The 23,120-nt window shown below is 68.0% G+C and carries 23 protein-coding genes and 1 tRNA gene; 16 read left to right on the top strand and 8 right to left on the bottom strand.

From position 1 onward, the window contains the following. The first annotated feature begins 63 nt into the window (after positions 1 to 63). Positions 64 to 1,791, top strand: a complete 1,728-nt coding sequence (locus M2165_RS24820) for a thiamine pyrophosphate-binding protein (RefSeq protein ID WP_280817218.1) — start codon at positions 64 to 66, stop codon at positions 1,789 to 1,791. 78 nt (positions 1,792 to 1,869) lie between these two features. Here M2165_RS24820 and M2165_RS24815 read toward each other — a convergent pair whose 3' ends face one another. Both M2165_RS24815 and M2165_RS24810 read right to left on the bottom strand, forming a co-directional pair. Then, positions 1,870 to 2,307 (bottom strand): SWIB/MDM2 domain-containing protein, encoded by a 438-nt coding sequence (locus M2165_RS24815; RefSeq protein ID WP_126018423.1) that lies wholly within the window; start codon positions 2,305 to 2,307, stop codon positions 1,870 to 1,872. 154 nt (positions 2,308 to 2,461) lie between these two features. Further along, the gene (locus M2165_RS24810; protein ID WP_280817217.1) at positions 2,462 to 3,391 is read right to left on the bottom strand and encodes a DMT family transporter; all 930 of its coding nucleotides are present in this window, start codon (positions 3,389 to 3,391) and stop codon (positions 2,462 to 2,464) included. Between the two features lie 35 nt (positions 3,392 to 3,426). Between M2165_RS24810 and M2165_RS24805 the strand changes: the two genes are divergently transcribed. The 11 genes from M2165_RS24805 to M2165_RS24755 all read left to right on the top strand — a co-directional run bounded on the left by M2165_RS24805 (position 3,427) and on the right by M2165_RS24755 (position 13,830). Continuing rightward, positions 3,427 to 3,855 (top strand): gamma-glutamylcyclotransferase, encoded by a 429-nt coding sequence (locus M2165_RS24805; protein WP_280817216.1) that lies wholly within the window; start codon positions 3,427 to 3,429, stop codon positions 3,853 to 3,855. Positions 3,856 to 4,092: 237 nt separating this feature from the next. Further along, complete coding sequence (gene aceA, locus M2165_RS24800; RefSeq protein WP_280817215.1) at positions 4,093 to 5,412, top strand: isocitrate lyase; 1,320 nt, start codon at positions 4,093 to 4,095, stop codon at positions 5,410 to 5,412. Positions 5,413 to 5,704: 292 nt separating this feature from the next. Continuing rightward, entirely contained in the window at positions 5,705 to 7,612 is a 1,908-nt protein-coding gene (thrS, locus tag M2165_RS24795) for a threonine--tRNA ligase (protein WP_280817214.1), read from the top strand. 103 nt (positions 7,613 to 7,715) lie between these two features. Beyond that, entirely contained in the window at positions 7,716 to 8,327 is a 612-nt protein-coding gene (gene infC / locus M2165_RS24790) for a translation initiation factor IF-3 (protein WP_280817618.1), read from the top strand. A gap of 172 nt (positions 8,328 to 8,499) precedes the next feature. Further along, positions 8,500 to 8,703 (top strand): 50S ribosomal protein L35, encoded by a 204-nt coding sequence (rpmI, locus tag M2165_RS24785; RefSeq protein WP_158720412.1) that lies wholly within the window; start codon positions 8,500 to 8,502, stop codon positions 8,701 to 8,703. Positions 8,704 to 8,729: 26 nt separating this feature from the next. Further along, a complete protein-coding gene (gene rplT, locus M2165_RS24780; RefSeq protein ID WP_012747009.1) occupies positions 8,730 to 9,089 on the top strand; it encodes a 50S ribosomal protein L20 in 360 nt (119 codons plus the stop codon). 111 nt (positions 9,090 to 9,200) lie between these two features. Further along, on the top strand, positions 9,201 to 10,277 hold the full coding sequence (pheS, locus tag M2165_RS24775) for a phenylalanine--tRNA ligase subunit alpha (protein ID WP_280817213.1): 1,077 nt from the start codon (positions 9,201 to 9,203) through the stop codon (positions 10,275 to 10,277). Between the two features lie 56 nt (positions 10,278 to 10,333). Continuing rightward, positions 10,334 to 12,775, top strand: a complete 2,442-nt coding sequence (gene pheT / locus M2165_RS24770; RefSeq protein WP_280817212.1) for a phenylalanine--tRNA ligase subunit beta — start codon at positions 10,334 to 10,336, stop codon at positions 12,773 to 12,775. Between the two features lie 5 nt (positions 12,776 to 12,780). Then, on the top strand, positions 12,781 to 13,173 hold the full coding sequence (locus M2165_RS24765) for an integration host factor subunit alpha (RefSeq protein WP_280817211.1): 393 nt from the start codon (positions 12,781 to 12,783) through the stop codon (positions 13,171 to 13,173). Between the two features lie 71 nt (positions 13,174 to 13,244). Continuing rightward, complete coding sequence (locus M2165_RS24760; RefSeq protein WP_280817210.1) at positions 13,245 to 13,727, top strand: MerR family transcriptional regulator; 483 nt, start codon at positions 13,245 to 13,247, stop codon at positions 13,725 to 13,727. A 26-nt stretch (positions 13,728 to 13,753) separates the two neighbouring features. Next, a tRNA-Pro gene (locus tag M2165_RS24755) sits at positions 13,754 to 13,830 on the top strand. Between the two features lie 91 nt (positions 13,831 to 13,921). Here M2165_RS24755 and M2165_RS24750 read toward each other — a convergent pair. The 5 genes from M2165_RS24750 to M2165_RS24730 all read right to left on the bottom strand — a co-directional run bounded on the left by M2165_RS24750 (position 13,922) and on the right by M2165_RS24730 (position 19,183). After that, on the bottom strand, positions 13,922 to 14,143 hold the full coding sequence (locus M2165_RS24750; protein ID WP_280817209.1) for a hypothetical protein: 222 nt from the start codon (positions 14,141 to 14,143) through the stop codon (positions 13,922 to 13,924). A 139-nt stretch (positions 14,144 to 14,282) separates the two neighbouring features. Next, positions 14,283 to 15,086, bottom strand: coding sequence for a 4-hydroxy-2-oxoheptanedioate aldolase (hpaI, locus tag M2165_RS24745; protein WP_280817208.1), 804 nt, complete (start codon positions 15,084 to 15,086; stop codon positions 14,283 to 14,285). Positions 15,087 to 15,114: 28 nt separating this feature from the next. Continuing rightward, entirely contained in the window at positions 15,115 to 16,584 is a 1,470-nt protein-coding gene (locus tag M2165_RS24740) for an NAD-dependent succinate-semialdehyde dehydrogenase (RefSeq protein ID WP_280817207.1), read from the bottom strand. 45 nt (positions 16,585 to 16,629) lie between these two features. Next, a complete protein-coding gene (locus tag M2165_RS24735) occupies positions 16,630 to 18,153 on the bottom strand; it encodes an altronate dehydratase family protein (protein WP_280817206.1) in 1,524 nt (507 codons plus the stop codon). A gap of 34 nt (positions 18,154 to 18,187) precedes the next feature. Beyond that, the gene (locus M2165_RS24730; RefSeq protein ID WP_280817205.1) at positions 18,188 to 19,183 is read right to left on the bottom strand and encodes a tripartite tricarboxylate transporter substrate binding protein; all 996 of its coding nucleotides are present in this window, start codon (positions 19,181 to 19,183) and stop codon (positions 18,188 to 18,190) included. Positions 19,184 to 19,330: 147 nt separating this feature from the next. On the opposite strand from M2165_RS24730, the gene M2165_RS24725 reads away from it, so the two are divergent. Beyond that, positions 19,331 to 20,260 (top strand): LysR substrate-binding domain-containing protein, encoded by a 930-nt coding sequence (locus M2165_RS24725; RefSeq protein ID WP_280817204.1) that lies wholly within the window; start codon positions 19,331 to 19,333, stop codon positions 20,258 to 20,260. A 24-nt stretch (positions 20,261 to 20,284) separates the two neighbouring features. Here M2165_RS24725 and M2165_RS24720 read toward each other — a convergent pair whose 3' ends face one another. Further along, positions 20,285 to 20,587, bottom strand: a complete 303-nt coding sequence (locus M2165_RS24720) for a hypothetical protein (RefSeq protein ID WP_280817203.1) — start codon at positions 20,585 to 20,587, stop codon at positions 20,285 to 20,287. 154 nt (positions 20,588 to 20,741) lie between these two features. Between M2165_RS24720 and M2165_RS24715 the strand changes: the two genes are divergently transcribed. From M2165_RS24715 to M2165_RS24705, 3 genes are read left to right on the top strand one after another with little or no spacing between them, the layout of a single operon-like run. After that, positions 20,742 to 21,278, top strand: coding sequence for a hypothetical protein (locus M2165_RS24715; RefSeq protein ID WP_280817202.1), 537 nt, complete (start codon positions 20,742 to 20,744; stop codon positions 21,276 to 21,278). Positions 21,279 to 21,307: 29 nt separating this feature from the next. Beyond that, positions 21,308 to 22,654: an SDR family oxidoreductase gene (locus M2165_RS24710; RefSeq protein ID WP_280817201.1), complete on the top strand. Its 1,347-nt coding sequence runs from the start codon at positions 21,308 to 21,310 to the stop codon at positions 22,652 to 22,654. Beyond that, positions 22,636 to 23,115: a DUF2269 domain-containing protein gene (locus M2165_RS24705; protein ID WP_280817200.1), complete on the top strand. Its 480-nt coding sequence runs from the start codon at positions 22,636 to 22,638 to the stop codon at positions 23,113 to 23,115. Before M2165_RS24710 ends, M2165_RS24705 begins: the two co-directional genes overlap by 19 nt. Positions 23,116 to 23,120: the final 5 nt, after the last annotated feature.

Genomic DNA, 23,120 nt, shown 5'->3' with positions numbered 1-23,120 from the left:
CGCAAGGCGCGGAGAGGGGACGCACATAATCGCCGGAGACATTGCAACGAGGTTCGACTTCTCATGAGTACATCACAACCCGCAGGCCACCTGATCGTCGAGTGCCTGATCGAACAGGGCATGGAGATCGCGTTCGGCGTGCCAGGCGAAAGCTTTCTCGCGGTGCTCGACGGCTTCCACGCCTACCGCGACCGGGCCCGCTTCATCGTCAACCGCCAGGAGGGCGGGGCGGCCTTCATGGCGGAGGCGCACGGCAAGCTCACCGGCCGGCCGGGCGTGTGCTTCGTCACCCGCGGCCCGGGTGCGACCAATGCATCGATCGGCGTGCACAACGCATTCCAGGATTCGACGCCGATGGTGCTCTTCGTCGGCGACGTGGGCAGCGACTTCCGCGACCGCGAGGCCTTCCAGGAGGTCGACTACGCGAGCTTCTTCGGTCCGAGCACCAAGGGCTTCGCCAAGCGCGTCGAGCGCATCGACGAGGCGGACCGCATTCCCGAGTACGTCTCGCGCGCCTTCGCGACCGCGATGAACGGACGCCCCGGACCCGTGGTGCTGGTGCTGCCCGAGGACATGCTGCGCCGAGAGACCGCTGCGCGCCCGCTGCCGCGCGTGGAGGCGGTGCAGCCCTGGAGCGATCCGGGCGCGCTGCGCACGCTGCGCGAACTGCTGCTGCAGTCCGAGCGGCCGCTGGTGATCGCGGGCGGCGGCGGCTGGACCCCGCAGGCCGCGCAGGCGCTGCAGCGCTTCGCCGAGAACTGGCGGCTGCCGGTGGCCAACGCCTTCCGCTTCCAGGACACCTTCGACAACCACCATCCGCTGTACGTGGGCGACGTGGGCATCGCGATCAATCCGCAGCTCGCGCAGCGCGTGAAGGACAGCGACCTGGTCATTGCGATCGGCCCGCGCCTGGGCGAGATGACGACCGGCGGCTACACGCTGCTCGAGGCGCCGAAGGCCCGGCAGAAGCTGGTGCACATCCATGCCAGCGCCGAGGAGCTCAACCGCGTGTACCGCGCCGACCTGGCGATCAACGCCGGCATGAGCGCCGCCGCGCGCAGCCTCGAAGTGCTGAGCGCGCCGCCGACGCTGCCGTGGGAGGATTGGACGCGCCAAGCGCATGCCGACTACGAAGCCTGGCTCGTGCCGCAGCCGCTCGCCGGCATGCCGGCCGAAACGCCGCGCGGCGCGGTCGACATGGCGGCCGTGGTGGCGGCATTGCAGAAGCATCTGCCGGCCGATGCCGCGATCACCAACGGCGCCGGCAACTTCGCGAGCTGGGTGCATCGCTACTTCCGCTACCACGGCCTGGCCAAGGGCGCGAAGACGCAGCTGGCGCCCACCAGCGGCGCGATGGGCTACGGCGTGCCCGCTGCCATCGCGGCCAGCCTCGCGACGGGGCGGGTGGCCTTCACCATCGCGGGCGACGGCGATTTCCTGATGACCGGGCAGGAGCTCGCCACGGCCTCGCAGCATGGCGGCAAGAGCATCATCGTGCTGCTGAACAACGGCATGTTCGGCACCATCCGCATGCACCAGGAGCGCGAGTACCCCGAACGCACCAGTGGCACGGCGCTGCGCAATCCCGACTTCTGCGGCCTCGCGCGCGCCTACGGCTATGCGGCTGAGCGCGTGACCGAAACGGCGCAGTTCGAGGCCGCGCTGATGCGCGCACTGGCCGCCGACACCGGCACGCTGATCGAGATACCGCTCGACCCCGAGGTGATCACCACGCGCGGCACGCTGGCGTCGATCACGCGCACGGCCAGGCAGCAGCAGGCGAGGGCCTGAGCGCGCGCCGCGCGCAGGCGAAAAAAAAGCCCGCGGCTGCGGGCTTTCCTGAGGCAGGAGCGCGAAGCTCCCGGGCGCTCACTTGACGTGCTTGCCGATCAGCGCGGCCAGTTCGAACATCGACACCTGCGGCTTGCCGAAGATTTCCTTCAGCTTGGCGTCGGCGTTGATGTTGCGCTTGTTGGCCTTGTCCTGCAGGTTGTTCTTCTTGATGTAGTCCCACAGCTTGCTCACGACGGCGGTGCGCGGCAGCGGCGTGGAGCCGACGACGGCGGCGAGTGCCGGGCTGGGGGTCAGGGCCTTCATGAACGCGGCGTTGGGCGTGCGCTTCTTGGCGGGAGCAGCCTTCTTGGCAGGTGCCTTCTTCGCCGGAGCAGCCTTCTTGGCCGGTGCGGCCTTCTTCGCGGGAGCCGCCTTCTTGGCAGGAGCAGCCTTCTTCGCGGGGGCTGCCTTCTTCGCCGGTGCGGCCTTTTTCGCAGGAGCTTTCTTGGCCGGAGCCTTCTTTGCAGTTGCCATGGTTGATTTCCTTTTTTGGTTGAACGTTCACCAATGAAAGACTGTCGTCTCCAGTGGCACTGCGGATGCTAAAGGAGAAAAAACGCGTTTCCAAGGGAAAAAGACGTTTTTTCATTGGGCGCTGTTGTTTTTTCAGAGGGGCGTCTGCGTGTCTTCAGCTCTGGCGTGGGGGCCAGGTGGCAAGCACCACGCCGAGAAGCGCCAGCGCGAACGCAATCAGCTGTACCCCGGAGAGGCTCTCCCCGAGTACCAGAACGCCCACCAGGGCCGCGCTGACGGGCAGCATCACGGCGAACACGCCGGCCTGCGCGGCGGGCACGTGGCGCAGGCCGGTCATCCACAGCCACACGGTCCAGATGCTCGCTGCGAGCGCGTAGACCACGAGCAGCATCCAGATGCCGACGCCCACGGCGGAGAAGTCGAAGCGCCATGCGAACCAGATGCCGAAGGGCGTCGAGAGCGCGAAGCCCCAGAGGTTGATGAGCGAGGAGATTCGCTTCGGCCCGAGCCGCCCCGTGAGCGACTTGCCGATCACCGCATACGCCGCCTCGCAAAGCACGGCGCAGAACACCAGCAGGTTGCCCAGCCAGGGCATCGCCACTCGCGCAGCGCCATCGGGCGCCGCGGCCGGCGCATGCGCGGGCGGGAGTGCCAGCAGCCCGATGCCGAGCACGGCGCAGCCGATGGCGAGCGCGATGCGCGCCGTGATGCGTTCGCGCAGGAAGAGCCAGCTCGCGACCGCCACCGCGGCGGGGATGGACGCCATGATCACGCCCGCCGACACCGCGCTGGTCATGCTGACGCCGAACAGCATGCAGATCGAGAACAGGAAGTTGCCGAGAAAGGATTCGAGGAACACCAGCCCACGCGTGCGCCGGCTCATCGGCGGCTCGTCCGGTGCGCGCCGCAGCCAGTGCGGCATCGCGAGCGCGGCGATGCCGAAGCGAAGCCATGCGAGCAGCAGCACCGGCAATGCGGCGGTCAGGGGCTTGGACAGGGCGACGTAGGCGCCGACGAGCGACATGCTCAAGGCCAGGCAGCCGTAGGCCACGAGGCGGCTGGAGTGCGGGGCGGCGGCGTTCAATAGACTGGGCGGCTTGTTCGAAAAGGAGTTCGATGATGCCCCAGCCGCCCGTTGCCGATGACCCGAGCGATGCGCGCGGGCAGCGCCACGTCTTCGTCTACGGCACGCTGCGGCGCGGCGGCCGCAACGACATCGCGCGCTACCGTCCGGCGCCGGTCCATGTGGCCGACGCGGCCATCGCGGGCACGCTCTACGACCTCGGCGCCTACCCGGGCGTGGTGCTAGGCGGAGCCGGCCGCGTGGCGGGCGAGATCTACCGCATCGATGCGGCGGTCGAGGCCGAACTCGATCTGCTCGAAGGCGTGGCCGCGGACGACAGCGGCGAATACATCCGCCGGCATGTGGTGGTGCGGGCGGGCGGGCGGCGCTTCGACTGCCTCGTCTACGAGATCCATCCGTCGCGCATCGAAGGACGTGCGGTCATCGAATGCGGCGATTGGATGGCGCATTTCGTGACGCGCTGAACGACTGTTTTTCACACTGAAAGAGCCGTTGCGCATTGCGAAAACGCCGACTGCTGCGGCGCAATATTTTTTCTCGATATGAGAAAAATAATTTTGCATTGAGGAATGAAGAGGCTAAACCATTGATTTTACTCGTTTAAAAATATGTCTTCTATAAGACATAAGAGTGGTGCATCGGTTTAGAGTGGATGCCAAGGCCAGCGAGGCCGATCGATTCAACAACCTCACGGAGTGACCATGCCCCAGACCCTCACCGAACAACTGAGCCGCGAACAACAGATTGCCGCCCTCGAGAAAGAATGGGCCACGAATCCCCGCTGGAAGGGCATCAAGCGCGGCTACAGCGCCGCCGACGTCGTGCGCCTGCGCGGCTCCTTCCCCATCGAGCACACGCTCGCGCGCCGCGGCGCCGAGAAGCTCTGGGAGCTGGTCAACAACGAGCCCTACGTCAACTGCCTCGGCGCGCTCACCGGCGGCCAGGCCATGCAGCAGGTGAAGGCCGGCGTGAAGGCGATCTACCTCTCGGGCTGGCAGGTGGCCGCCGATGCGAACAGCTACGCCTCGATGTACCCCGACCAGTCGCTCTACCCGGTGGACTCGGTGCCGCAGGTGGTCGAGCGCATCAACAACACCTTCCGCCGCGCGGACGAGATCCAGTGGTCGAAGAACGTGAACCCCGGCGATGCGGGCTACGTCGACTACTTCGCCCCGATCGTCGCGGACGCCGAAGCCGGCTTCGGCGGCGTGCTGAACGGCTTCGAGCTGATGAAGGCCATGATCAAGGCCGGTGCCGGCGGCGTGCACTTCGAGGACCAGCTGGCCTCGGTCAAGAAGTGCGGCCACATGGGCGGCAAGGTGCTCGTGCCCACGACCGAGGCGGTGCAGAAGCTCATCGCCGCGCGCATGGCGGCCGACGTGTGCGGCGTGCCCACGCTCGTGATTGCCCGCACCGACGCCGAGGCGGCCGACCTCATCACCAGCGACTACGACGAGAACGACAAGCCCTTCCTCACCGGCGAGCGCACGGCGGAGGGCTTCTACAAGACCAGGAAGGGCATGGACCAGGCCATCAGCCGCGCCGTCGCCTACGCCCACTTTGCCGACATGGTGTGGTGCGAGACCGGCACGCCCGACCTGGAATTCGCCCGCAAGTTCGCCGAGGCGGTCCACAAGGTGCATCCGGGCAAGCTGCTGGCCTACAACTGCTCGCCGTCCTTCAACTGGAAGAAGAACCTCGACGACGCGACGATCGCCAAGTTCCAGAAGGAACTGGGCGCCATGGGCTACAAGTACCAGTTCATCACGCTGGCGGGCATCCACTCGATGTGGTTCAACATGTTCGACCTGTCGCAGGACTACGTGAAGCGCGGCATGTCGGCATACGTCGAGAAGGTGCAGGAGCCCGAATTCGCGGCGCGCGACCGCGGCTACACCTTCGTGTCGCACCAGCAGGAGGTGGGCACCGGCTACTTCGACGAAGTGACCACGGTCATCCAGGGCGGCAAGTCGAGCGTGACCGCGCTGACCGGCTCGACCGAGGAAGAGCAGTTCCACTGATCCGGGAGACACCCCCGACGGCGCTCGCCGTCATTCCAAGCCCGGCCGCGCGCCGGGCTTTTTTCTGCCGGACCGGCGCCCGACACGCAACGGATAGAATCGAAAGCTCCGCACCCAACAAGAGCGAGAAAGGCATCTTGGTTATGACACCGCGAACTACTCCGCAAGGAACGAGCGGCTTTTTCTTCGAGGAAAAGCGCCGGTAGCCTGCGCGCGCTGGTTTCTTCCAGCATCCGAACCAAGCAAAGCGCGGCACCCACCGCGCTTTTTTGTTTTTCTCCAGAGGTTTTCCATGATCCAGATCACGCTTCCCGACAACTCGCGCCGCGAGTTCCCCGGCCCGGTTTCGGTGGCCGAAGTGGCCCAGTCCATCGGACCGGGCCTTGCCAAGATGACGGTGGCCGGCAAGGTCGACGGCCGGCTGGTCGACGCCAGCGACCTCATCGACCATGACGCCAAGCTCCAGATCATCACGCCCAAGGACGAAGAGGGCCTGGAGATCATCCGCCACTCCACGGCCCACCTGGTCGGCCATGCGGTGAAGCAGCTCTATCCGACCGCGAAGATGGTGATCGGCCCGGTGATCGAGGAAGGCTTCTACTACGACATCGCCTACGAGCGCCCCTTCACGCCCGAGGACATGGCCGCCATCGAGGCGCGCATGCGCGAGCTGATCGCGCAGGACTACGACGTGGTCAAGAAGATGACGCCGCGCGCCGAGGTGATCGAGGTCTTCAAGTCGCGCGGCGAGGACTACAAGCTGCGCCTGGTCGAGGACATGCCCGACGAGCAGGCGATGGGCCTCTACTACCACCAGGAATACGTCGACATGTGCCGCGGCCCGCACGTGCCGAACACGCGCTTCCTGAAGGTCTTCAAGCTCACCAAGCTGGCCGGGGCCTACTGGCGCGGCGACGCCAAGAACGAGCAGCTGCAGCGCATCTACGGCACGGCCTGGGCCGACAAGAAGCAGCTCGACCAGTACATCCAGCGCATCGAAGAGGCCGAGAAGCGCGACCACCGCAAGCTCGGCAAGGAACTCGACCTGTTCCACATCGACGAGGTGGCGCCGGGCGTGGTGTTCTGGCATCCCAAGGGCTGGGCGATCTGGCAGGCGGTCGAGCAGTACATGCGCGCCATCTACCGCGACACCGGCTACTGGGAAGTGAAGGGCCCGCAGATCCTCGACCGCAGCCTGTGGGAGAAGACGGGCCACTGGCAGAACTACCGCGACAACATGTTCACGACGGAATCGGAAAAGCGCGACTACGCGCTCAAGCCGATGAACTGCCCCGGCCACGTGCTGATCTTCAAGAGCGACCTGCGCAGCTACCGCGACCTGCCGCTGCGCTACGGCGAGTTCGGCCAGTGCCACCGCAACGAGCCGAGCGGCGCGCTGCACGGCATCATGCGCGTGCGCGGCTTCACGCAGGACGACGGCCACATCTTCTGCACCGAAGACCAGATCCTCGACGAATGCGTGGCCTACACGGCCCAACTGCAGAAGGTGTATGCCGACTTCGGCTTCACCGACATCCTCTACAAGGTCGCGACGCGGCCGGACAACCGCGTCGGCTCCGACGAGCTCTGGGACAAGGCCGAGCATGCCGTCATGGAGGCGCTGCGCCGCTCGGGGGTGGACTTCGTCATCGCCCCCGGCGACGGCGCGTTCTACGGCCCGAAAATCGAGTACACGCTCAAGGACGCGCTGGGCCGCCAGTGGCAGTGCGGCACGATGCAGGTCGACTTCAACACGGCCGAGCGCCTCGGCGGCGAGTACGTGACCGAATCGAGCGGCCGCGCCCATCCGGTGATGCTGCACCGTGCCATCGTCGGCAGCCTGGAGCGCTTCATCGGCATGCTGATCGAACACCATGCCGGCGCGCTGCCCGCCTGGCTCGCTCCGGTGCAGGTGGCGGTGCTCAATATCAGCGAAGGACAGGCGGATTACGCGGCACAAGTTGCGAAAACGCTGCAAAATCAAGGGCTTAGGGTTCAGCTCGACCTGCACAACGAGAAGATTACGTATAAAATACGCAAGCATTCGTTGCAAAAGCTTCCCTACATCCTTGTCGTGGGCGACAAAGAGAAGGAAGCTGGTGCCGTCGCAGTGCGCGCCCGGGGCAACCAGGACCTCGGTGCAATGTCCCTCGAATCGTTCGTGCAACGGCTCGTCCAGGACGTTGCCGACAAGCGTTGATTTGTCCCGCAAGCACCCCCACATGTGCTTCTCGACCGATCTTGCCGCTTGTCCGCGAGGACTGACCGGCGTCCGCTACAGATTTTGTAGCTATTTTTGAAGGATTCTGACCATCGCTACTGCATTTCGCGACCGCCGCCACCGCGAGGAACGCCAACACCGCCTGAACCGGGAAATCATGGCCCCGGAAGTCCGCCTTGTCGGCCCGGAGAACGAGCCACTAGGCGTCATGAGTCTCTCCGAGGCCTTGCGCCTGGCGGGTGAGGCCGACGTGGATCTGGTGGAGGTCGTCGCGGCGGCCAACCCGCCGGTGTGCCGCCTGATCGAGTACGGCAAGTTCAAGTACCACGAGCAGAAGAAGGCGGCCGAAGCGAAGTCGAAGCAGAAGGTCATCGAGGTCAAGGAAATCAAGTTCCGGCCCGGCACCGACGACGGCGACTACAACATCAAGATGCGCAACATCCGGCGCTTTCTTGAAGACGGTGACAAGTGCAAGATCACGCTTCGCTTCCGCGGCCGCGAGATCACGCACCAGGAACTCGGTCTGGCCCTGCTGCAGCGCATTCGCGACGAGCTGGGCGACACCATCGTCGTCGAGCAGTTCCCGAAGCTCGAAGGCCGGCAGATGATCATGATGATCGCGCCGGGCCGCAAGAAGCCGGGGGCCAGCCCCAAGCCGGCTTCGTCGGAAACGCCGGCGCCCGCGTCGGCCTGACGGCAAAAAAGCCCGCAAGGGCGTGACAGAGCGAGTCGTATCGAAGGGATTTCGCCGTTGCCGGCGCTTCGCAAGAAGGGCCGGCAGCAGCGGGATGAAGAAGTGTCTCGGGGCCAACAAGTCCGTGGAGTATCCGCGGCGCCTCACGAGCACAAACTAAAGGAGCATTCACATGCCCAAAATGAAGACCAAGAGCAGCGCGAAGAAACGTTTCCGCGTTCGTCCCGGTGGCACCGTCAAGCGCGGTCAAGCCTTCAAGCGTCACATCCTGACCAAGAAGACCACCAAGAACAAGCGTCACCTGCGTGGTGCAACGGCAGTTCACGAGACCAACATGGTTTCGATGGCCGCCATGTTGCCCGGCATGGGCATTTGATCAACTGACGAACAAGGAGTAATCACATGCCTCGCGTCAAACGTGGTGTAACGGCTCGCGCCCGCCACAAGAAGGTTCTCGCACTCGCCAAGGGTTTCCGCGGTCGCCGCGGCAACGTCTTCCGCATCGCCAAGCAGGCGGTGATGAAGGCGGGCCAATACGCCTACCGTGACCGCCGCACCAAGAAGCGCGTGTTCCGTCAACTGTGGATCGCGCGTATCAACGCCGCCTCGCGTGAACTGGGCCTGACCTACAGCCAGTTCGCCAACGGCATCCGCAAGGCCGGAATCGAGATCGACCGCAAGATGCTTGCGGACATCGCCGTGCACGACAAGGCCGCTTTTGCCGGCATCGTGGAGCAGGTCAAGGCCAAGCTGGCTGCTTGATTCTGCCGAGCGGGATGCTGCCTTCGGGCGGCTCCTGCGACCACGGCTCAAGGGCTGGCGCTTGAAAAGGCTCCAGCTCTTTTTTATTTCCCCTCGAAGATTTTTGTTGCTATGAACGAGTTGGACTCCCTGGTCGCCACTGCAGGCGCTGCCTTCGCCACCGCAAAAACGCCCGCCGAGCTCGAGAACGCCAAGGCCCAGTTCCTCGGCAAGTCGGGCCGCATCACCGAGCTGATGAAGGGCATGGCCGCACTGAGCGTCGAAGAGAAGAAGTCCCGCGGCGCCGCGATCAACGTGGCCAAGCAGGCCATCGAGTCCGCCCTGACCGAGCGCCGCCAGCAGCTGGCCGACGAGGAACTCGCGCTGCAGCTGCGCGCCGAGGCGCTCGACGTGAGCCTGCCCGGCCGCCGCCGCATCCCCGGCGGTCTGCATCCCGTGAGCCGCACGCTCGAACGCATCGAGCAGATCTTCTCGAGCATGGGCTTCGACGTGGCCGACGGCCCCGAGGTCGAGAGCGACTGGCACAGCTTCACCTCGCTCAACAACCCGCCGAACCATCCGGCGCGTTCGATGCAGGACACCTTCTATGTCGACCTCAACGGCGAGGACGGCATTCCGTACAACCTGCGTCCGCACACCAGCCCGATGCAGGTGCGCTACGCCCACCAGCACATCAAGAAGTACGCCGCCGAGTTCGAGGCGGCCGCCGCCGATGTCACCGGCGCCATCAAGGCGCCCGAGATCCGCGTGATCGCACCGGGCCGCACCTACCGCGTCGACAGCGACGCCACGCATTCGCCCATGTTCCACCAGTGCGAAGGCCTGTGGCTCGGCGAGAACGTGAGCTTCAAGGACCTGAAGGTCGTCTTCTCCGACTTCTGCCGGACCTTCTTCGAGCGCGATGACCTCGTGCTGCGCTTCCGCCCGAGCTTCTTCCCGTTCACCGAGCCGAGCGCCGAGATCGACATCCAGTTCCAGAGCGGCCCGCTGGCCGGCCGCTGGCTCGAGGTGGCGGGCTCGGGCCAGGTGCATCCGAACGTGGTGCGCAACATGGGGCTTGACCCCGAGCGCTACATCGGCTTCGCCTTCGGCATGGGCCCGGACCGGCTCACGATGCTGCGCTACGGGGTGAACGACCTGCGCCTGTTCTTCGACGGCGACCTGCGCTTCCTGTCGCAGTTCCAGTGAGCGGGCCTGCACGCCCGAACCGTCCCTAGCGAAACGAATACGAACGAGATCGAAGAATGCAATTTCCCGAATCCTGGCTGCGCGAGTTCTGCAACCCGCCCCTCGACAGCGCCGCACTGGCCGAAACGCTCACCATGGGCGGCTTCGAGGTCGAGGAGCGTCGCCCCGTCGCGCCGCCCTTCAGCCGCATCGTCGTCGGCGAGATCAAGGAAGCGGTGCAGCACCCCAACGCCGATCGCCTGCGCGTCTGCCAGGTCGATGCGGGGCAGGGCGCCTTGCTCAACATCGTCTGCGGTGCGCCGAACGCGCGCGTCGGCATCAAGGTGCCGTGCGCGCTGGTCGGCGCCGAGCTGCCGCCCGGCGAGGATGGCAAGCCCTTCGTCATCAAGCTCGGCAAGCTGCGTGGCGTCGAGAGCCAGGGCATGCTGTGCTCCGCACGCGAACTGCAACTCAGCGAAGACCACGGCGGCCTGCTCGAACTGGCGGCCGATGCGCCCATCGGCGCCGACGTGCGCGAAGTGCTCAAGCTCGACGACGCGCTGCTCACGCTCAAGCTCACACCCAACCTCGCGCACGGCCTGAGCGTGTACGGCGTGGCGCGCGAACTCGCCGCGCTCACCGGCGCGCCGCTGAAAAAGCCGGCGATCACGCCGGTGGCGTCGTCCTTCGCCGACAAGCTGCCCGTCAAGGTGGAGGCGCCCGAGCTCTGCGGCCGCTTCTCCGGCCGCATCGTGCGCGGCGTGAACACCAAGGTCGCCACGCCGGCGTGGATGGTCGAGCGTCTCGCCCGCTGCGGCCAGCGCAGCGTGACGCCGCTGGTCGACATCTCGAACTACGTGATGTTCGAGTACGGCCAGCCCAGCCACATCTTCGACCTCGACAAGATCCACGGCGGCCTCTGCGTGCGCTGGGGCAGGGCGGGCGAGCAGCTCAAGCTGCTCAATGGCAACACCATCGGCGTCGACGACAAAGTCGGCGTGATCGCCGATGCCCAAGCCGTCGAATCGCTCGCCGGCATCATGGGCGGCGACGCCACCGCGGTGTCCGACGACACGCGCAACATCTACATCGAAGCCGCCTTCTGGTGGCCCGAGGCCGTGCAGGGCCGCTCGCGCCGCTTCAACTTCTCGACCGATGCCGGCCACCGCTACGAGCGCGGCGTCGACCCGAGCCGCACGGTGGAGATCATCGAGCGCATCACGCAGCTGGTCCTCGACATCTGCGGCGGCCAGGCCGGCGCGATGGACGACCAGATCCTGCGCGTGCCCGAAGCCATGCCCGTCACGCTGCGCGTCGCCCGCGCCGCGCGCGTCATCGGCATGCCGCTCACGCAGGCGCAGTGCGCCGATGCCTTGCGCCGCCTCGGCTTTGCGCTCAGTGAAGGCGAGGGCACCCTGACCGTCACGCCGCCGCCGCACCGCTTCGACCTGCTGATCGAGGAAGACCTCATCGAGGAAGTGGCGCGCCTGATCGGCTTCAACAACCTGCCGACCACTGCGCCGCTCGCGCCGATCACCGCCCGGGTGCGGCCCGAGGCCCAGCGCAGCCGCTTCGCGGTGCGTCGCAGCCTGGCGGCGCTCGGCTACCAGGAAACCATCAACTTCAGCTTCGTCGAGGCGCACTGGGAGCAGGATCTCGCGGGCAACGCCAACCCGGTCAAGCTGCTCAATCCGATCGCCAGCCAGATGAGCGTGATGCGCTCGTCGCTGATCGGCTCGCTGCTGCAGGTGCTCAAGTTCAACCTCGACCGCAAGGCGCCGCGCGTGCGCGTGTTCGAAGTGGGCCGCGTGTTCCTGCGCGACGACAGCGTGGCCACCACCGACACCACCGTGCGCGGCGTGCACCAGCCGATGCGCGTCGCCGGCCTCGCCTGGGGCGACGCCGAGGAAGCGCGCTGGGACGGCAAGCCGCAGCGCGTCGACTTCTACGATGCCAAGGGCGACGTCGAGGCGCTGCTGGCGCCCGTGGTGCCGAGCTTCGAGGCCGCCGAGCACCCCGCGCTGCATCCGGGCCGCTCCGCCCGCGTGCTGGTCGACGGCAAGGCGATCGGCTTCGTCGGCGAGCTGCATCCGCGCTGGCGCCAGAAGTGGGACTTCGCGGTCGCGCCCGTGGTGTTCGAACTCGAGCTCGACGCCGTCACGGCGCGCCCCGTTCCGGTGGCGCAGCCGGTACCGAAGCACCAGGCGGTGGAGCGCGACATTGCCGTGGTCGTCGCCGAAGCGGTCACGCACGATGCGCTGATGCAGGCCATCCGTTCGGCGGCAGCCGCCCAGGGCCTGCTGCGCGACGCCACGCTGTTCGACATCTATCGCCCGCAAGCGGCGCGCGACGGTTCGGCAGCGGCTTCGGGCGGGCTCGCCCAAGGCGAGAAGAGCATGGCGGTGCGCCTGAGCTTCCAGGACGACAGCGCCACGCTCACCGACGAGCAGGTGGAGCCGGCCGTGCGCGCCATCATCGAACAACTGAGCGCCAGACTCGGCGCGCGCCTGAGGGGGTGACGAGAATGAACGCCGCGGAATTCACGCTCGAAGCCCTCGAAACGCCCGCGCTCACCAAGGCGCACCTGGCCGACCTGCTGTTCGAGCAGATCGGCCTCAACAAGCGCGAATCCAAGGACATGGTCGAGGCCTTCTTCGACCTGATCGCCAACAGCCTGATCGAAGGTTCCGACGTCAAGATCTCGGGCTTCGGCAACTTCCAGATCCGCGTGAAGGCGCCACGGCCCGGCCGCAATCCGCGCACCGGCGAGGCGATCCCCATCGGCGAGCGCCGCGTGGCCACCTTTCATGCGAGCGCCAAGCTGAAGGAACAGATCCACGGCAGCATCGAGCAGCAGCAACAGCCGCCGCAGCCGGACGGCGCGCCGGAGGTCGAGTGGAGCCTGGGCGCCAAGTGAGTAATAGTGCTTGGTGCAGTGCGCGTGCGTAGAGTAATCTCTAAGGTTTCGTGCGCACGGTCTTGATTTCAATGGAGAAAACGCTCCCGCCCATTCCCGTCAAACGCTACTTCACCATCGGTGAGGTCGGCGAGCTCTGCGGCGTCAAGCCGCACGTGCTTCGTTATTGGGAGCAGGAATTCACGCAGCTGCGCCCCATGAAGCGGCGCGGGAACCGTCGCTACTACCAGCATCACGAGGTGCTGATGATCCGCCGCATCCGCGACCTGCTCTACGACCAGGGCTTCACGATCAGCGGTGCGCGCAACAAGCTCCAGGAAATCGTGCAGGGCGAGCGCGACCGCCGCAAGGCCGGCGTGGTGCCGCTCGAGGGCATGGAGGCCGTCGAGATCGATCAGGAAGCCTTCGAGGCCGCCATCCACCAGGACGAAGAGCAGCACATCGAAGCGCCTGCTGCGAATCACCGTGCCCCGAGCACCATCGATCCCCTGCAGCTGATGCATCTGCGACGCGAGCTTTTTGAAATTCGTGAGCTGCTGACCGTCGGACGTTGATTTCTGCCGGCTATAATCGCTGGCTTCGGTGTGTGGCGCAGCCTGGTAGCGCACTTGCATGGGGTGCAAGGGGTCGAAGGTTCGAATCCTTTCACACCGACCAAATCGTCAGATGGAACAACGGGTTGGAGCCACAAGCTCCAGCCCGTTTTTCTTTGCGGCGCCTGTTTGCCCTGAGGAGGGCGCAACGCTGATCACTTCTGCGAGGCGGGGATCCGGATGTCTTGCGGCGACGGCACGCCCTGCGGCTTGAGCGGCATCGGGCCGACCATCATTGCCTTCTCGCGCTCGCCCTGTTTTCGCAGCGCGATGCCTCGGACCAGATGTCGCGGGATGTGATGTGTCTTGAGCAACTGCGCGAGCATTTCGCTGCGTGCGGGCTCGGATGCCGGTAGAAACATGTGCAATGCGCTCATGATGTCGTCCCGTGAACGCCAGGAGTGGGGATGTGCGTGCGGGGCGGCCCCTGGCTTGGCCGCTCAGCATTATGAGCGCCTCGGTCGGGCGCTGCGCATCACCCTTGCGAGGAGATGGCTTCCTGCGCGTGGCTTCGATTCAATACGCCGCGCGCGGTCCGCTCTCCGCGGCCCCTGCCGTGTCCTTGAACTCCCCCGCCAGCCGCCGCGCCGCGCCCGCGAACAGCAGCAGGTCGACCCCCACGGCGACGAAGGTGCAGCCGAGGTCGAGATAGCGCCGCGCGAGCTTCGGGTCCGAGGTCAGCGTGCCCGCGGCCTTGCCGGACGCGACGATGGTGCGCATGGCCGATTCGATCGCGGCCTGCACCTCGGGATGGCCGGGCCGGCCGCGGTGGCCCATGGAGGCGGCGAGGTCGGCCGGGCCGATGAAGACGCCGTCGATGCCGTCCACCGCGCAGATCGCCTCGAGGTTCGAGAGCGCCTTCACGGTCTCGGCCTGCACCAGCAGGCAGACCTCGTCGTCGGCGACGTCGAGGTAATCGGTGCGTCCGCTCCACTGCGAGGCGCGGCCGACGGCGCTGCCGACGCCGCGCACGCCGAGCGGCGGATAGCGCGTGGCGGCGACCAGCGCACGCGCCTGCTCCGGCGTGTCGACCATGGGCACGAGCAGGTTCTTCGCGCCGATGTCGAGCAGCTGCTTGATCAGCGCGGTCTCGCCCTGCACCGCGCGCACCACGGGTTGCGCGGGGTGCGGCGCCACGGCCTGCAGGGCGGCGAGGGTGGAGCGCAGGTCGTTGGGCGCATGCTCGCCGTCGATCAGCAGCCAGTCGAAGCCGGCGGTGGCGCTGACCTCGGCCATGTACGGATCGGCCATCGAGAGCCAGAGGCCGACCTGCGGCTGCTGCGCGGCGAGCGCGGTCTTGAAGGGGTTGTGTGCGGGCATGGTTGGGTGTTGCTCCGGGTGGTGGTTGTCAGTCCAGCTGGCCCTGGCACAGGTACTTGGTGTGCAGGTAGTCGTCGAGTCCGTGCACCGAGCCTTCGCGGCCGTAGCCCGAATCCTTCACGCCGCCGAAGGGCGCAGCCTCCGCGGCGAGCGCGCCTTCGTTGATGCCGACGATGCCGACTTCGAGCGCGTCGGCCACGCGCCAGATGCGGCGCACGTCCTGCGTGTAGAAGTACGCGGCCAGGCCGAAGGGCGTGGCATTGGCCTGGGCCACCACCTCGGCCTCGCCGGTGAAGCGCGTGAGCGGCACCACCGGGCCGAAGGTCTCCTCGCAGGCGCAGGCCATCGTCGCGTCGGCATCTTCCAGCACGGTGGGCGCGAAGTAGTTGGGGCCGAGCGCGGGCAGCCGCGTGCCGCCCGTGAGCACGCGCGCGCCGCGCGCAGCGGCGTCCTGCACGTGGCGCTCGATCTTCTCGACCGCGCGCGCATTGATCATCGGGCCGATCTGCGATGCCTCGTTCGAGGCCGCGCCCACGCGCAGCGAAGCGACGCGCGCCACCAGCAGTTCGGCAAAGCGCGCATGCACCGCCTGGTGCACGAACACGCGGTTCGGGCAGACGCAGGTCTGTCCGCCGTTGCGGAACTTGGCGGCCATCAGGCCCTCGACCGCGGCCTCGACGTCGGCGTCCTCGAACACGACGAAAGGCGCATTGCCGCCGAGTTCGAGCGAGAGCTTCTTGAGCGTGTCGGCCGAACGGCGCGCGAGGTGCTTGCCCACGGGCGTCGAGCCGGTGAAGGTGATCTTGCGCACGCGCGCATCGTCGAGCCACGCGTCCACCAGTTCGGGCGTGCGCTCGCGCGAGGCGGTCACGATGTTGAGCACGCCCGCGGGCACGCCGGCCTCGGCGGCCAGCGCCACGAGCGCGAGCGAGGTCAGCGGCGTGTCCTCGGCCGGCTTGCAGACCACGGTGCAGCCCGCCGCGAGCGCGGGCGCGATCTTGCGCGCGATCATCGCGGCCGGAAAGTTCCACGGCGTGATCGCGGCCACCACGCCCACGGGTTCGCGCACCGCGAACATGCGCCGCCCCGGCACCGGCGCGGGAATGAGGTCGCCATTCGCGCGCGTGGCCTCTTCGGCGAACCATTCGATGTAGCTCGCCGCATAGGCGACCTCGCCGATGCCTTCGGCCAGCGGCTTGCCCTGTTCGCGCGAGATCAGGCGGCCCAGGTCCTGCTGGTTCGCGAGCACCAGGTCGTTCCAGCGCTTGAGGATCCGGGCCCGCTCCTTGGCCGGCGTGCGGCGCCAGGCCGGGAAGGCGGCGTGCGCCGCATCGACGGCCGCGCGCGCGGTGCCGGCGTCGGCGTCGGGCACCTGCGCGATCAACGCGCCGCTCGCGGGATCGCTCACGTCGAGCAGGCGGCCGTCGGCGCCGGCGCGCCATTCGCCGGCGATGAAGTGGGCCGTGTGTTGCAGATCGGGGCGGGAAAGCGTGAGCATGTGTGGCGTGAAGTTGATGTGACCGAGGGAGAGGGTGGGCCTCGATCAACTGACGATGCCGAGGTGCCAGGGCACGAATTCGTGGTCGCCGAGCCCGAGCGCCTCGCTGCGTGTGCGCTCGCCCGAGGCATGGCGCAGGATCTGCTGGAAGATCCGCTCGCCGAGCTCGGGCACCGAGAGCTCGCCGTCGAGCACCACGCCGCAGTTGATGTCCATGTCCTCTTCGAGGCGGCGGAACATCGGCGTGTTGCTCGCGAGCTTGATCGTGGGCGCCGGCTTGCTGCCGAACATCGAGCCGCGCCCGGTGGTGAAGCAGATCAGCTGCGCACCGCTCGCGATCTGCCCGGTGACGGCGACCGGGTCGTAGCCCGGCGAGTCCATGAAGACGAAGCCGGCCTTGTCGATCGGCTCCGCGTATTCGTACACCGCCTGCAGCGGCGTGGTGCCGCCCTTCATCGCCGAGCCGAGCGACTTCTCGAAGATGTTCGCGAGCCCGCCGGCCTGGTTGCCATGGCCGACCACGCCGTTGAATTGCGCGTTCTGGCCCGCGGCGTAGCGCGCCCACCAGGCGAGGCGGTCGAGCAGCTTCTGCCCGACCTCGGGCGTGGCCGCGCGCCGCGTGAGCATGTATTCGACGCCGTGGATCTCGGGCGTCTCGCTGAGGATGGCCGTGCCGCCATGGCGCACCAGCAGGTCCATCGCGGCGCCGAGTGCGGGGTTCGCGGTGATGCCCGAGAAGCCGTCGGAGCCGCCGCATTCGAGGCCGATCTTGAGGTGCTGCGCGCCCACGCGCGTGCGCACCGCGGCGTTGGCCTCGGGCAGCATGTCTTCCACCGCACGGATGCCGGCCTCGATGGTCTGGCGCGTGCCGCCCACCTCCTGCATCACCAGCGTGCGCAGCAGCCGGCCCTGTTCGAGCCCTTGCGAGTCGACCAGCGCATCGACCTGGTTGCGCTCGCAGCCCAGGCCCACGATCAGCACGCCCGCGAGGTTGGGATGGCGCGCATAGCCCGCGAGCGTGCGCCGCAGCACGTCGAAGTGCTCGCTCGGCGACGACATGCCGCAGCCGCTGGTCTGCGCGAAGGCGGCCACGCCGTCCACGTTGGGGAAGGCCGCGAGCCGCTCGGGCGTGAAGTGCGCCGCGATGCGCTTGATCACCGTGGCCGAGCAGTTGACCGAGGAAAGAATGCCGATGAAGTTGCGCGTGCCCACGCCGCCGCCCGGTCGCACGAAGCCCATGAAGCCCGCGCGCTCGGCCTCGGGCACGTAGTCCACCGGGCGCACGTCCTGGCAGAAGCCGGGGTCGCGGTAGGCCTCGACCAGCGCGAGGTTGTGGCTGTGCACGTAGTCGCCGGCATCGAGCGCGCGCGACGCCACGCCGATCAGCGTGTCGTACTTCAGCACCCGCTCGCCGGCCGCGATCGCGCGCGCCGCGATCTTGTGGCCCGCGGGAATCTGCGCCCGCGCGCGCACGCCGAAGCCAGCGATGGTCTCGCCGAGTGCGATCGGGCGCTTGGCCACCAGCACGTTGTCGTTCGGATGCAGGCGGATCAGGGGGCTGTCGTTCATGAAGGGCGTTCGTGCGGAGGCGTGGCGAAGCGGCTCAGCCCTTCGCCATCAGCTCCTTGAGGTTGAGCTTGCGGATCAGGTCGGTCTCCTGCCGGTAGGTGGCTTCGACGTACTTGCGGTAGTCGGGGCCGTCCTGGTACATCACGGGCGCATCGATGCTGTCGGCGACCTTCCTGAACTCCTCGCTGTTCACCGCCACGCGGAAGGCGTCGCGCAGCTTCTTCTCCACCGCGGGCGGCAGGCCCTGCGGCGCGCCGATGCCGTTGGGCGCTTCCACCACCACGTCGTAGCCCAGCTCCTTGAGCGTGGGCGTGTCCTTGAAGCGCGGCGTGCGCTGCTCGCCCCAGGTGGCGAGCAGCCGCAGCTTGCCGCTTTCGACGTGCGGCGCCCAGGAGCTGCTGTCCGCGAGCACGTCGACCTGTTCGCCGAGCACGTCCTGCAGCGCGGCCGAGCCGCCCTTGTAGGCGATGGCGTTGAACTTCACGCCTGCGGCCTGCGCGAACTGCTCCATGCCCACGTGCGTGGCGCCGCCGATGCCGGCGTGCGCGTAGCTGATGGTGCCGGGCTTCGCCTTGGCCTGCGCCACCAGGTCGCGCAGGGTCTTGAAGGGCGAGTTCGCCGGCACGGCGATGCCGAAGGTCTGGCCCGAGGTGCGCGCGATGAAGCTCAGGTCCTTGAGCGGATCGATCTGCACCGTGCCGATCTGCGAGAAGCGTGTGACCGAGATCGGGATCTGGCCGATGGTGTAGCCGTCGGGCCGGGCCGAGGCGAGCGCCTTGGTGCCGATCATGCCGGAGGCGCCGGCGCGGTTCTCCAGCGCGATCGGCTGCCCCAGTTCCCGGGCCGCGATCTGGCAGATGGCGCGCATCGAGCGGTCGGCGGTGCCGCCGGCCGGCCAGGGGCAGATGAAGGTGATCGGCCGCTCGGGATAGTCGGCCGCGGCCGCCGGACGCGCAGCCGCGAGCGCGGCGGCGCCGAGGCCGCCCAGCACCAGCTGGCGCCGCTGAAAAGAGGCGTGATCGAAGGGCATGCGTGTCTCCTGCTTTCGTTGTTCGAAGGACCGAGCGCATTCTTCAGCAGACAATCATTGCAATCCAATGAAATAGCGGACTCGCTTCATGGCCTGGAGGTTATGTACCCCGAACAGAAGCATTCCGCAGAAAAACCGAGAACCACGATGAGCCAGATCGACCGCGTCCTGCGTTCCAACCTCAAGCTGCGCCACCTGCAGATGCTCGTGGCGCTCGACCAGTTCCGCCACCTGGGCCGGGCTGCCGAGTTCCTGTCGGTCACGCAGCCGGCGGTCTCAAAGTCCCTCGCCGAGATCGAGCGCATGTTCGGCCTCGCGCTGTTCGAGCGCTCCACGCGCGGCACCGAGCCCACGCCCTACGGCGCCAGCGTGGTGCGCTTCGCGCGCTCGGTGCTCGCCGACTACGACCGCACGCGCGACGAGATCGCCGCGGTGGCGAGCGGCGCCGCAGGCCGCACCAGCGTGGGCGCGATGGTGGTCGCGACGCCGGTGCTGCTCGCGCGCGCGGTCGAGATGCTCAAGGCGCACTCCTCCCAGACCACGGTGCTCGTGGAGGAGGGCGACCTCACGCGGCTGCTGCCCAAGCTGCGCCTGGGCGAACTCGATCTCTTCGTGGGGCGGCTGGAACCCGGCTATGCGGCGCCCGACCTCGAGACCGAGGCGCTGCTCGCCGAGCCGATGGCCGTGGTGGTGCGGCCCGGCCATGCGCTCGCGTCGAAGCGCCGCCTCGACTTCGCCGGGCTCGCGAAGGAGCGCTGCGTGATGCCGCCGCCGTGGGCGTCGCTGCGCGTCAAGCTCGACCAGATGTTCTTCCGCGACGGCGTGCATCCGCCGGCCGACATCATCGAATCGGCCTCGTTCCTTGCGCAGGTCAGCTTCGTGCAGCAGCGCGACGCGGTGGCTTTCATGGCGCGTTCGGTGGCGCGCCATTTCCAGCAGCAGGGCATGCTGAAGGTGCTGCCGATCGCGGTGCCGATCGAGCTGCCGCCCGTGGGCCTGATCACGCTGCGCGGGCGGCGCCGCACGCCGAGCACGCAGCAGCTGATCGACTGTCTGCGGCGCGCGGCACGACGCTGAGGCGCCCCCGGAACCTGGCGCCGGTTATCGGCCCGTGGCGTTGCCGGCCGAGGGTTCGGCGGGCCGCGAGCCGGTGGGGCCGCTGCCGCTGTCGGGCGGGGCATTGCCGCCGGCCGTGCCACTTGCGGAGCCGCCGGGGGTACTCTGCGGCGTGACCTGCGGTGCGCTCTGCGTCGGCGTGTCGGGTTTGACGGGGCCTTCCTCGCGCGTCTGTATCAGCAGGTTGTAGAGCAGCGCCAGCAGGAACACCACGATCGCCGCGCCGATGCCCCAACGGAACACCCGCCGGTTGTCGCGTTCGTCGCTCTTTGCTTGTTGAGCCTTCATGCTCGGTTCACCCTTTCCATGCAATGCACCGACGCTGCGCCCGCAACCGGCCGCGAGGTGTCGGACAGCGGCTCGGCGCGCTGGCGACACCAGCCTACGCCGCCGTGCTCCGCGTCGCACGCGCGCACCGCACGGGAGCGGCCAAGCTCCGCGCATGCCAACGAACACAGAAAACGACGACCACCACCCGCAAGCCGCGCCGCCCGGCACGGCAGACACCACCACGCGATCGGCGCTGCGGACCGGCCTGATCGCGGGCGCCTTCGCGAGCGTGGCCTCGACCATCGCGCTCTCGGTCTGCGGGCGCTACGAGGCCGGCAGTTCGAGCGCGCCGACCAACGCGATCAGCCACTGGGTGTGGGACCGCAAGGCGCTGTTCCAGAGATCGCCGTCGCTGCGCCATACGCTGCTCGGCTATGTCATCCACCACGGCTCCGCGACCTTCTGGGCCGTGCTCTACGCCTGGCTGCATGCCAACCGGCGGCCGGCGCAGTCGGTGCCGGCTGCGCTGTCCGGCGCGGGCGTGGCGGCGGCGACCGCCTGCGCGGTGGACTACCTCGCCACGCCGCGGCGCCTGAAGCCCGGCTTCGAGCATCACCTCTCGCGCACCGCGATGGTGGCGGTCTACGCCAGTTTCGCGCTCGGCCTCGCGCTCGGTTGCGCGGTGGCCAACCGCCCGGCGCGGCGCTGAGGCGGCGGCACGGAAGAGGAGGGCGCGCGATGCGGGTGGTGATCGTCGGCGCTTCCGGTTTTCTCGGCCGCGCATTCGCCGAAGCCTTCGCCGAACGCGGCACGTCGCTGCTCTGCACCGCGCGCGACCCGGTGCGGGCATCCGCCGAAGCCACCTGGCCGCAGGCGCACACCGCATGGCTCGCCGCCGACCTGATGCAGGTGCCGCCGGCCTCGTTCTGGGCCGCGCACCTGCGTGCCGGCGACGTGGTGGTGAATGCGGCGGGCGTGCTGCGCGAGCGCGCGGCTGGCGAGTTCGATGCCGTTCACCATCGCGCGCCCGTGCAGCTCTTCGATGCCTGCGCGGCGGCGGGCGTCGCGCTCGTCATCCAGGTCTCCGCCCTCGGCGCCGCGGTCGATGCGCGCAGCGCCTACCACCGCAGCAAGGGCGAGGCCGACCGGCACCTGCGGCAGTGCCGCGTCGCATCGGCGATCGTTCAGCCTTCGCTGGTGTGGGGCGACGAAGGCGCGAGCGCGCAGCTCTTCGCCATGCTGGCCGTGATGCCGCTGCTCGCGCTGCCGGGCGGCGGGCGCCAGCCGCTGCAGCCGGTGCATCTGCACGACGTGGTGGCGGGCGTGGTGGCGCTGGCCGAGGCGCGGCCCGCGCGCAGCCGCACCATCGCCTTCGTCGGTCCGGCGCCGGTGCGCTTCGACGACTACCTGTTCGACCTGCGCCGCCAGCTCGGCCATGCGCGCCGCGCCTGGGTGCTGCCGCTGCCCGAGGGGCTGTTCCGCTTCGCGGCGCGGATCGCAGGGCACTGGAAGGGCAGCTTCCTCGATGCCGAAACCGCCGGCATGCTGCTCGACGGCAATGCCGCGCCGGCCGACGACTTCACGCAGTGGCTCGGCCGCGCACCGCGTTCGCACCGTGCCTTCGTGCCTGCGCAGGGCGCGGAAGCGCTGCGCCGTGGCGCGTGGCTGCGCTGGATGCTGCCGCTTTTGCGCTGGTCGGTGGCGCTGGTGTGGATCTGGACCTTCGTCGTCTCGATCGGGCTCTATCCGCGCGACCAGAGCCTGGCGCTGCTCGCGCGCGTGGGCGCCGAGGGCCCGCTCGCCGAATGGCTGCTGAACGGCGCCGCGCTGTTCGACCTGGCACTCGGCATCGGCACGATCGCGCTGTCGGCCGCCTGGCGCGCCCGCCTGCTGTGGCCGCTGCAGCTCGGGCTCATGGCCTTCTACACCGCGGCCATCACCTGGGCGATGCCCGAGTTCTGGCTGCATCCGTTCGGCCCCTTGTCCAAGAACCTGCCGATGGCCGCGGCCATCCTGCTGCTGTGGTGCATGGAGCCGCCGGTCCGACCCAAGGAGACACGCCACCGATGGAATACCTCGTCCTGAAATACCTGCATGTGATCTCGTCCACGCTGCTGTTCGGCACCGGGATCGGATCGGCCTTCTACTTGCTCGCCACCACCCTGTCGCGCGACGTGCGCGCGGTGGCGGTGGTGGCCCGCATGGTGGTGCGCGCCGACTGGCTCTTCACCGCCACCACCGCCGTGCTGCAGCCGCTCACGGGCTTCATGCTCGTGCATCGCATGGGCCTGCCGCTCTCCACGCCGTGGATCGAGGCCTCGCTGATCTGCTATGCGCTCGCCATCGCCTGCTGGCTGCCGGTAGTGTGGCTGCAGATGCGGCTGCGCGACCTCGCGGCGGAGGCCGCACGCGACGGCACGGCGCTGCCGCCGCGCTACTGGCTGTTCTTCAAGTGGTGGGTGGCGCTCGGCGTGCCGGCGTTCTTTCTCTTCCTCGCGCTCTTCTGGCTCATGATCGCCAAGCCCGCGCTGGGGGGCGGCGGCTGAGCGCG

The organism is Variovorax sp. TBS-050B, assembly GCF_029893635.1.
GTDB lineage: Bacteria > Pseudomonadota > Gammaproteobacteria > Burkholderiales > Burkholderiaceae_C > Variovorax.
Note: the sequence above shows the minus strand (reverse complement) of the source record. Positions and strands in the feature narration are given on the sequence as shown.

Bases quoted from the DNA above. Each gene is read 5' to 3' on its own strand.
- M2165_RS24740 (WP_280817207.1), bottom strand. From the start codon at position 16,584: ATGCTCACGCTTTCCCGCCCCGATCTGCAACACACGGCCCACTTCATC.
- M2165_RS24750 (WP_280817209.1), bottom strand. From the start codon at position 14,143: ATGAGCGCATTGCACATGTTTCTACCGGCATCCGAGCCCGCACGCAGC.
- M2165_RS24815 (WP_126018423.1), bottom strand. From the start codon at position 2,307: ATGGCAACTGCAAAGAAGGCTCCGGCCAAGAAAGCTCCTGCGAAAAAG.
- M2165_RS24805 (WP_280817216.1), top strand. From the start codon at position 3,427: ATGCCCCAGCCGCCCGTTGCCGATGACCCGAGCGATGCGCGCGGGCAG.
- M2165_RS24820 (WP_280817218.1), top strand. From the start codon at position 64: ATGAGTACATCACAACCCGCAGGCCACCTGATCGTCGAGTGCCTGATC.
- hpaI (WP_280817208.1), bottom strand. From the start codon at position 15,086: ATGCCCGCACACAACCCCTTCAAGACCGCGCTCGCCGCGCAGCAGCCG.
- rplT (WP_012747009.1), top strand. From the start codon at position 8,730: ATGCCTCGCGTCAAACGTGGTGTAACGGCTCGCGCCCGCCACAAGAAG.
- thrS (WP_280817214.1), top strand. From the start codon at position 5,705: ATGATCCAGATCACGCTTCCCGACAACTCGCGCCGCGAGTTCCCCGGC.
- pheT (WP_280817212.1), top strand. From the start codon at position 10,334: ATGCAATTTCCCGAATCCTGGCTGCGCGAGTTCTGCAACCCGCCCCTC.
- M2165_RS24720 (WP_280817203.1), bottom strand. From the start codon at position 20,587: ATGAAGGCTCAACAAGCAAAGAGCGACGAACGCGACAACCGGCGGGTG.
- M2165_RS24765 (WP_280817211.1), top strand. From the start codon at position 12,781: ATGAACGCCGCGGAATTCACGCTCGAAGCCCTCGAAACGCCCGCGCTC.
- M2165_RS24730 (WP_280817205.1), bottom strand. From the start codon at position 19,183: ATGCCCTTCGATCACGCCTCTTTTCAGCGGCGCCAGCTGGTGCTGGGC.
- M2165_RS24725 (WP_280817204.1), top strand. From the start codon at position 19,331: ATGAGCCAGATCGACCGCGTCCTGCGTTCCAACCTCAAGCTGCGCCAC.
- aceA (WP_280817215.1), top strand. From the start codon at position 4,093: ATGCCCCAGACCCTCACCGAACAACTGAGCCGCGAACAACAGATTGCC.
- M2165_RS24760 (WP_280817210.1), top strand. From the start codon at position 13,245: ATGGAGAAAACGCTCCCGCCCATTCCCGTCAAACGCTACTTCACCATC.
- rpmI (WP_158720412.1), top strand. From the start codon at position 8,500: ATGCCCAAAATGAAGACCAAGAGCAGCGCGAAGAAACGTTTCCGCGTT.
- M2165_RS24715 (WP_280817202.1), top strand. From the start codon at position 20,742: ATGCCAACGAACACAGAAAACGACGACCACCACCCGCAAGCCGCGCCG.
- M2165_RS24705 (WP_280817200.1), top strand. From the start codon at position 22,636: ATGGAATACCTCGTCCTGAAATACCTGCATGTGATCTCGTCCACGCTG.
- M2165_RS24710 (WP_280817201.1), top strand. From the start codon at position 21,308: ATGCGGGTGGTGATCGTCGGCGCTTCCGGTTTTCTCGGCCGCGCATTC.
- M2165_RS24735 (WP_280817206.1), bottom strand. From the start codon at position 18,153: ATGAACGACAGCCCCCTGATCCGCCTGCATCCGAACGACAACGTGCTG.
- pheS (WP_280817213.1), top strand. From the start codon at position 9,201: ATGAACGAGTTGGACTCCCTGGTCGCCACTGCAGGCGCTGCCTTCGCC.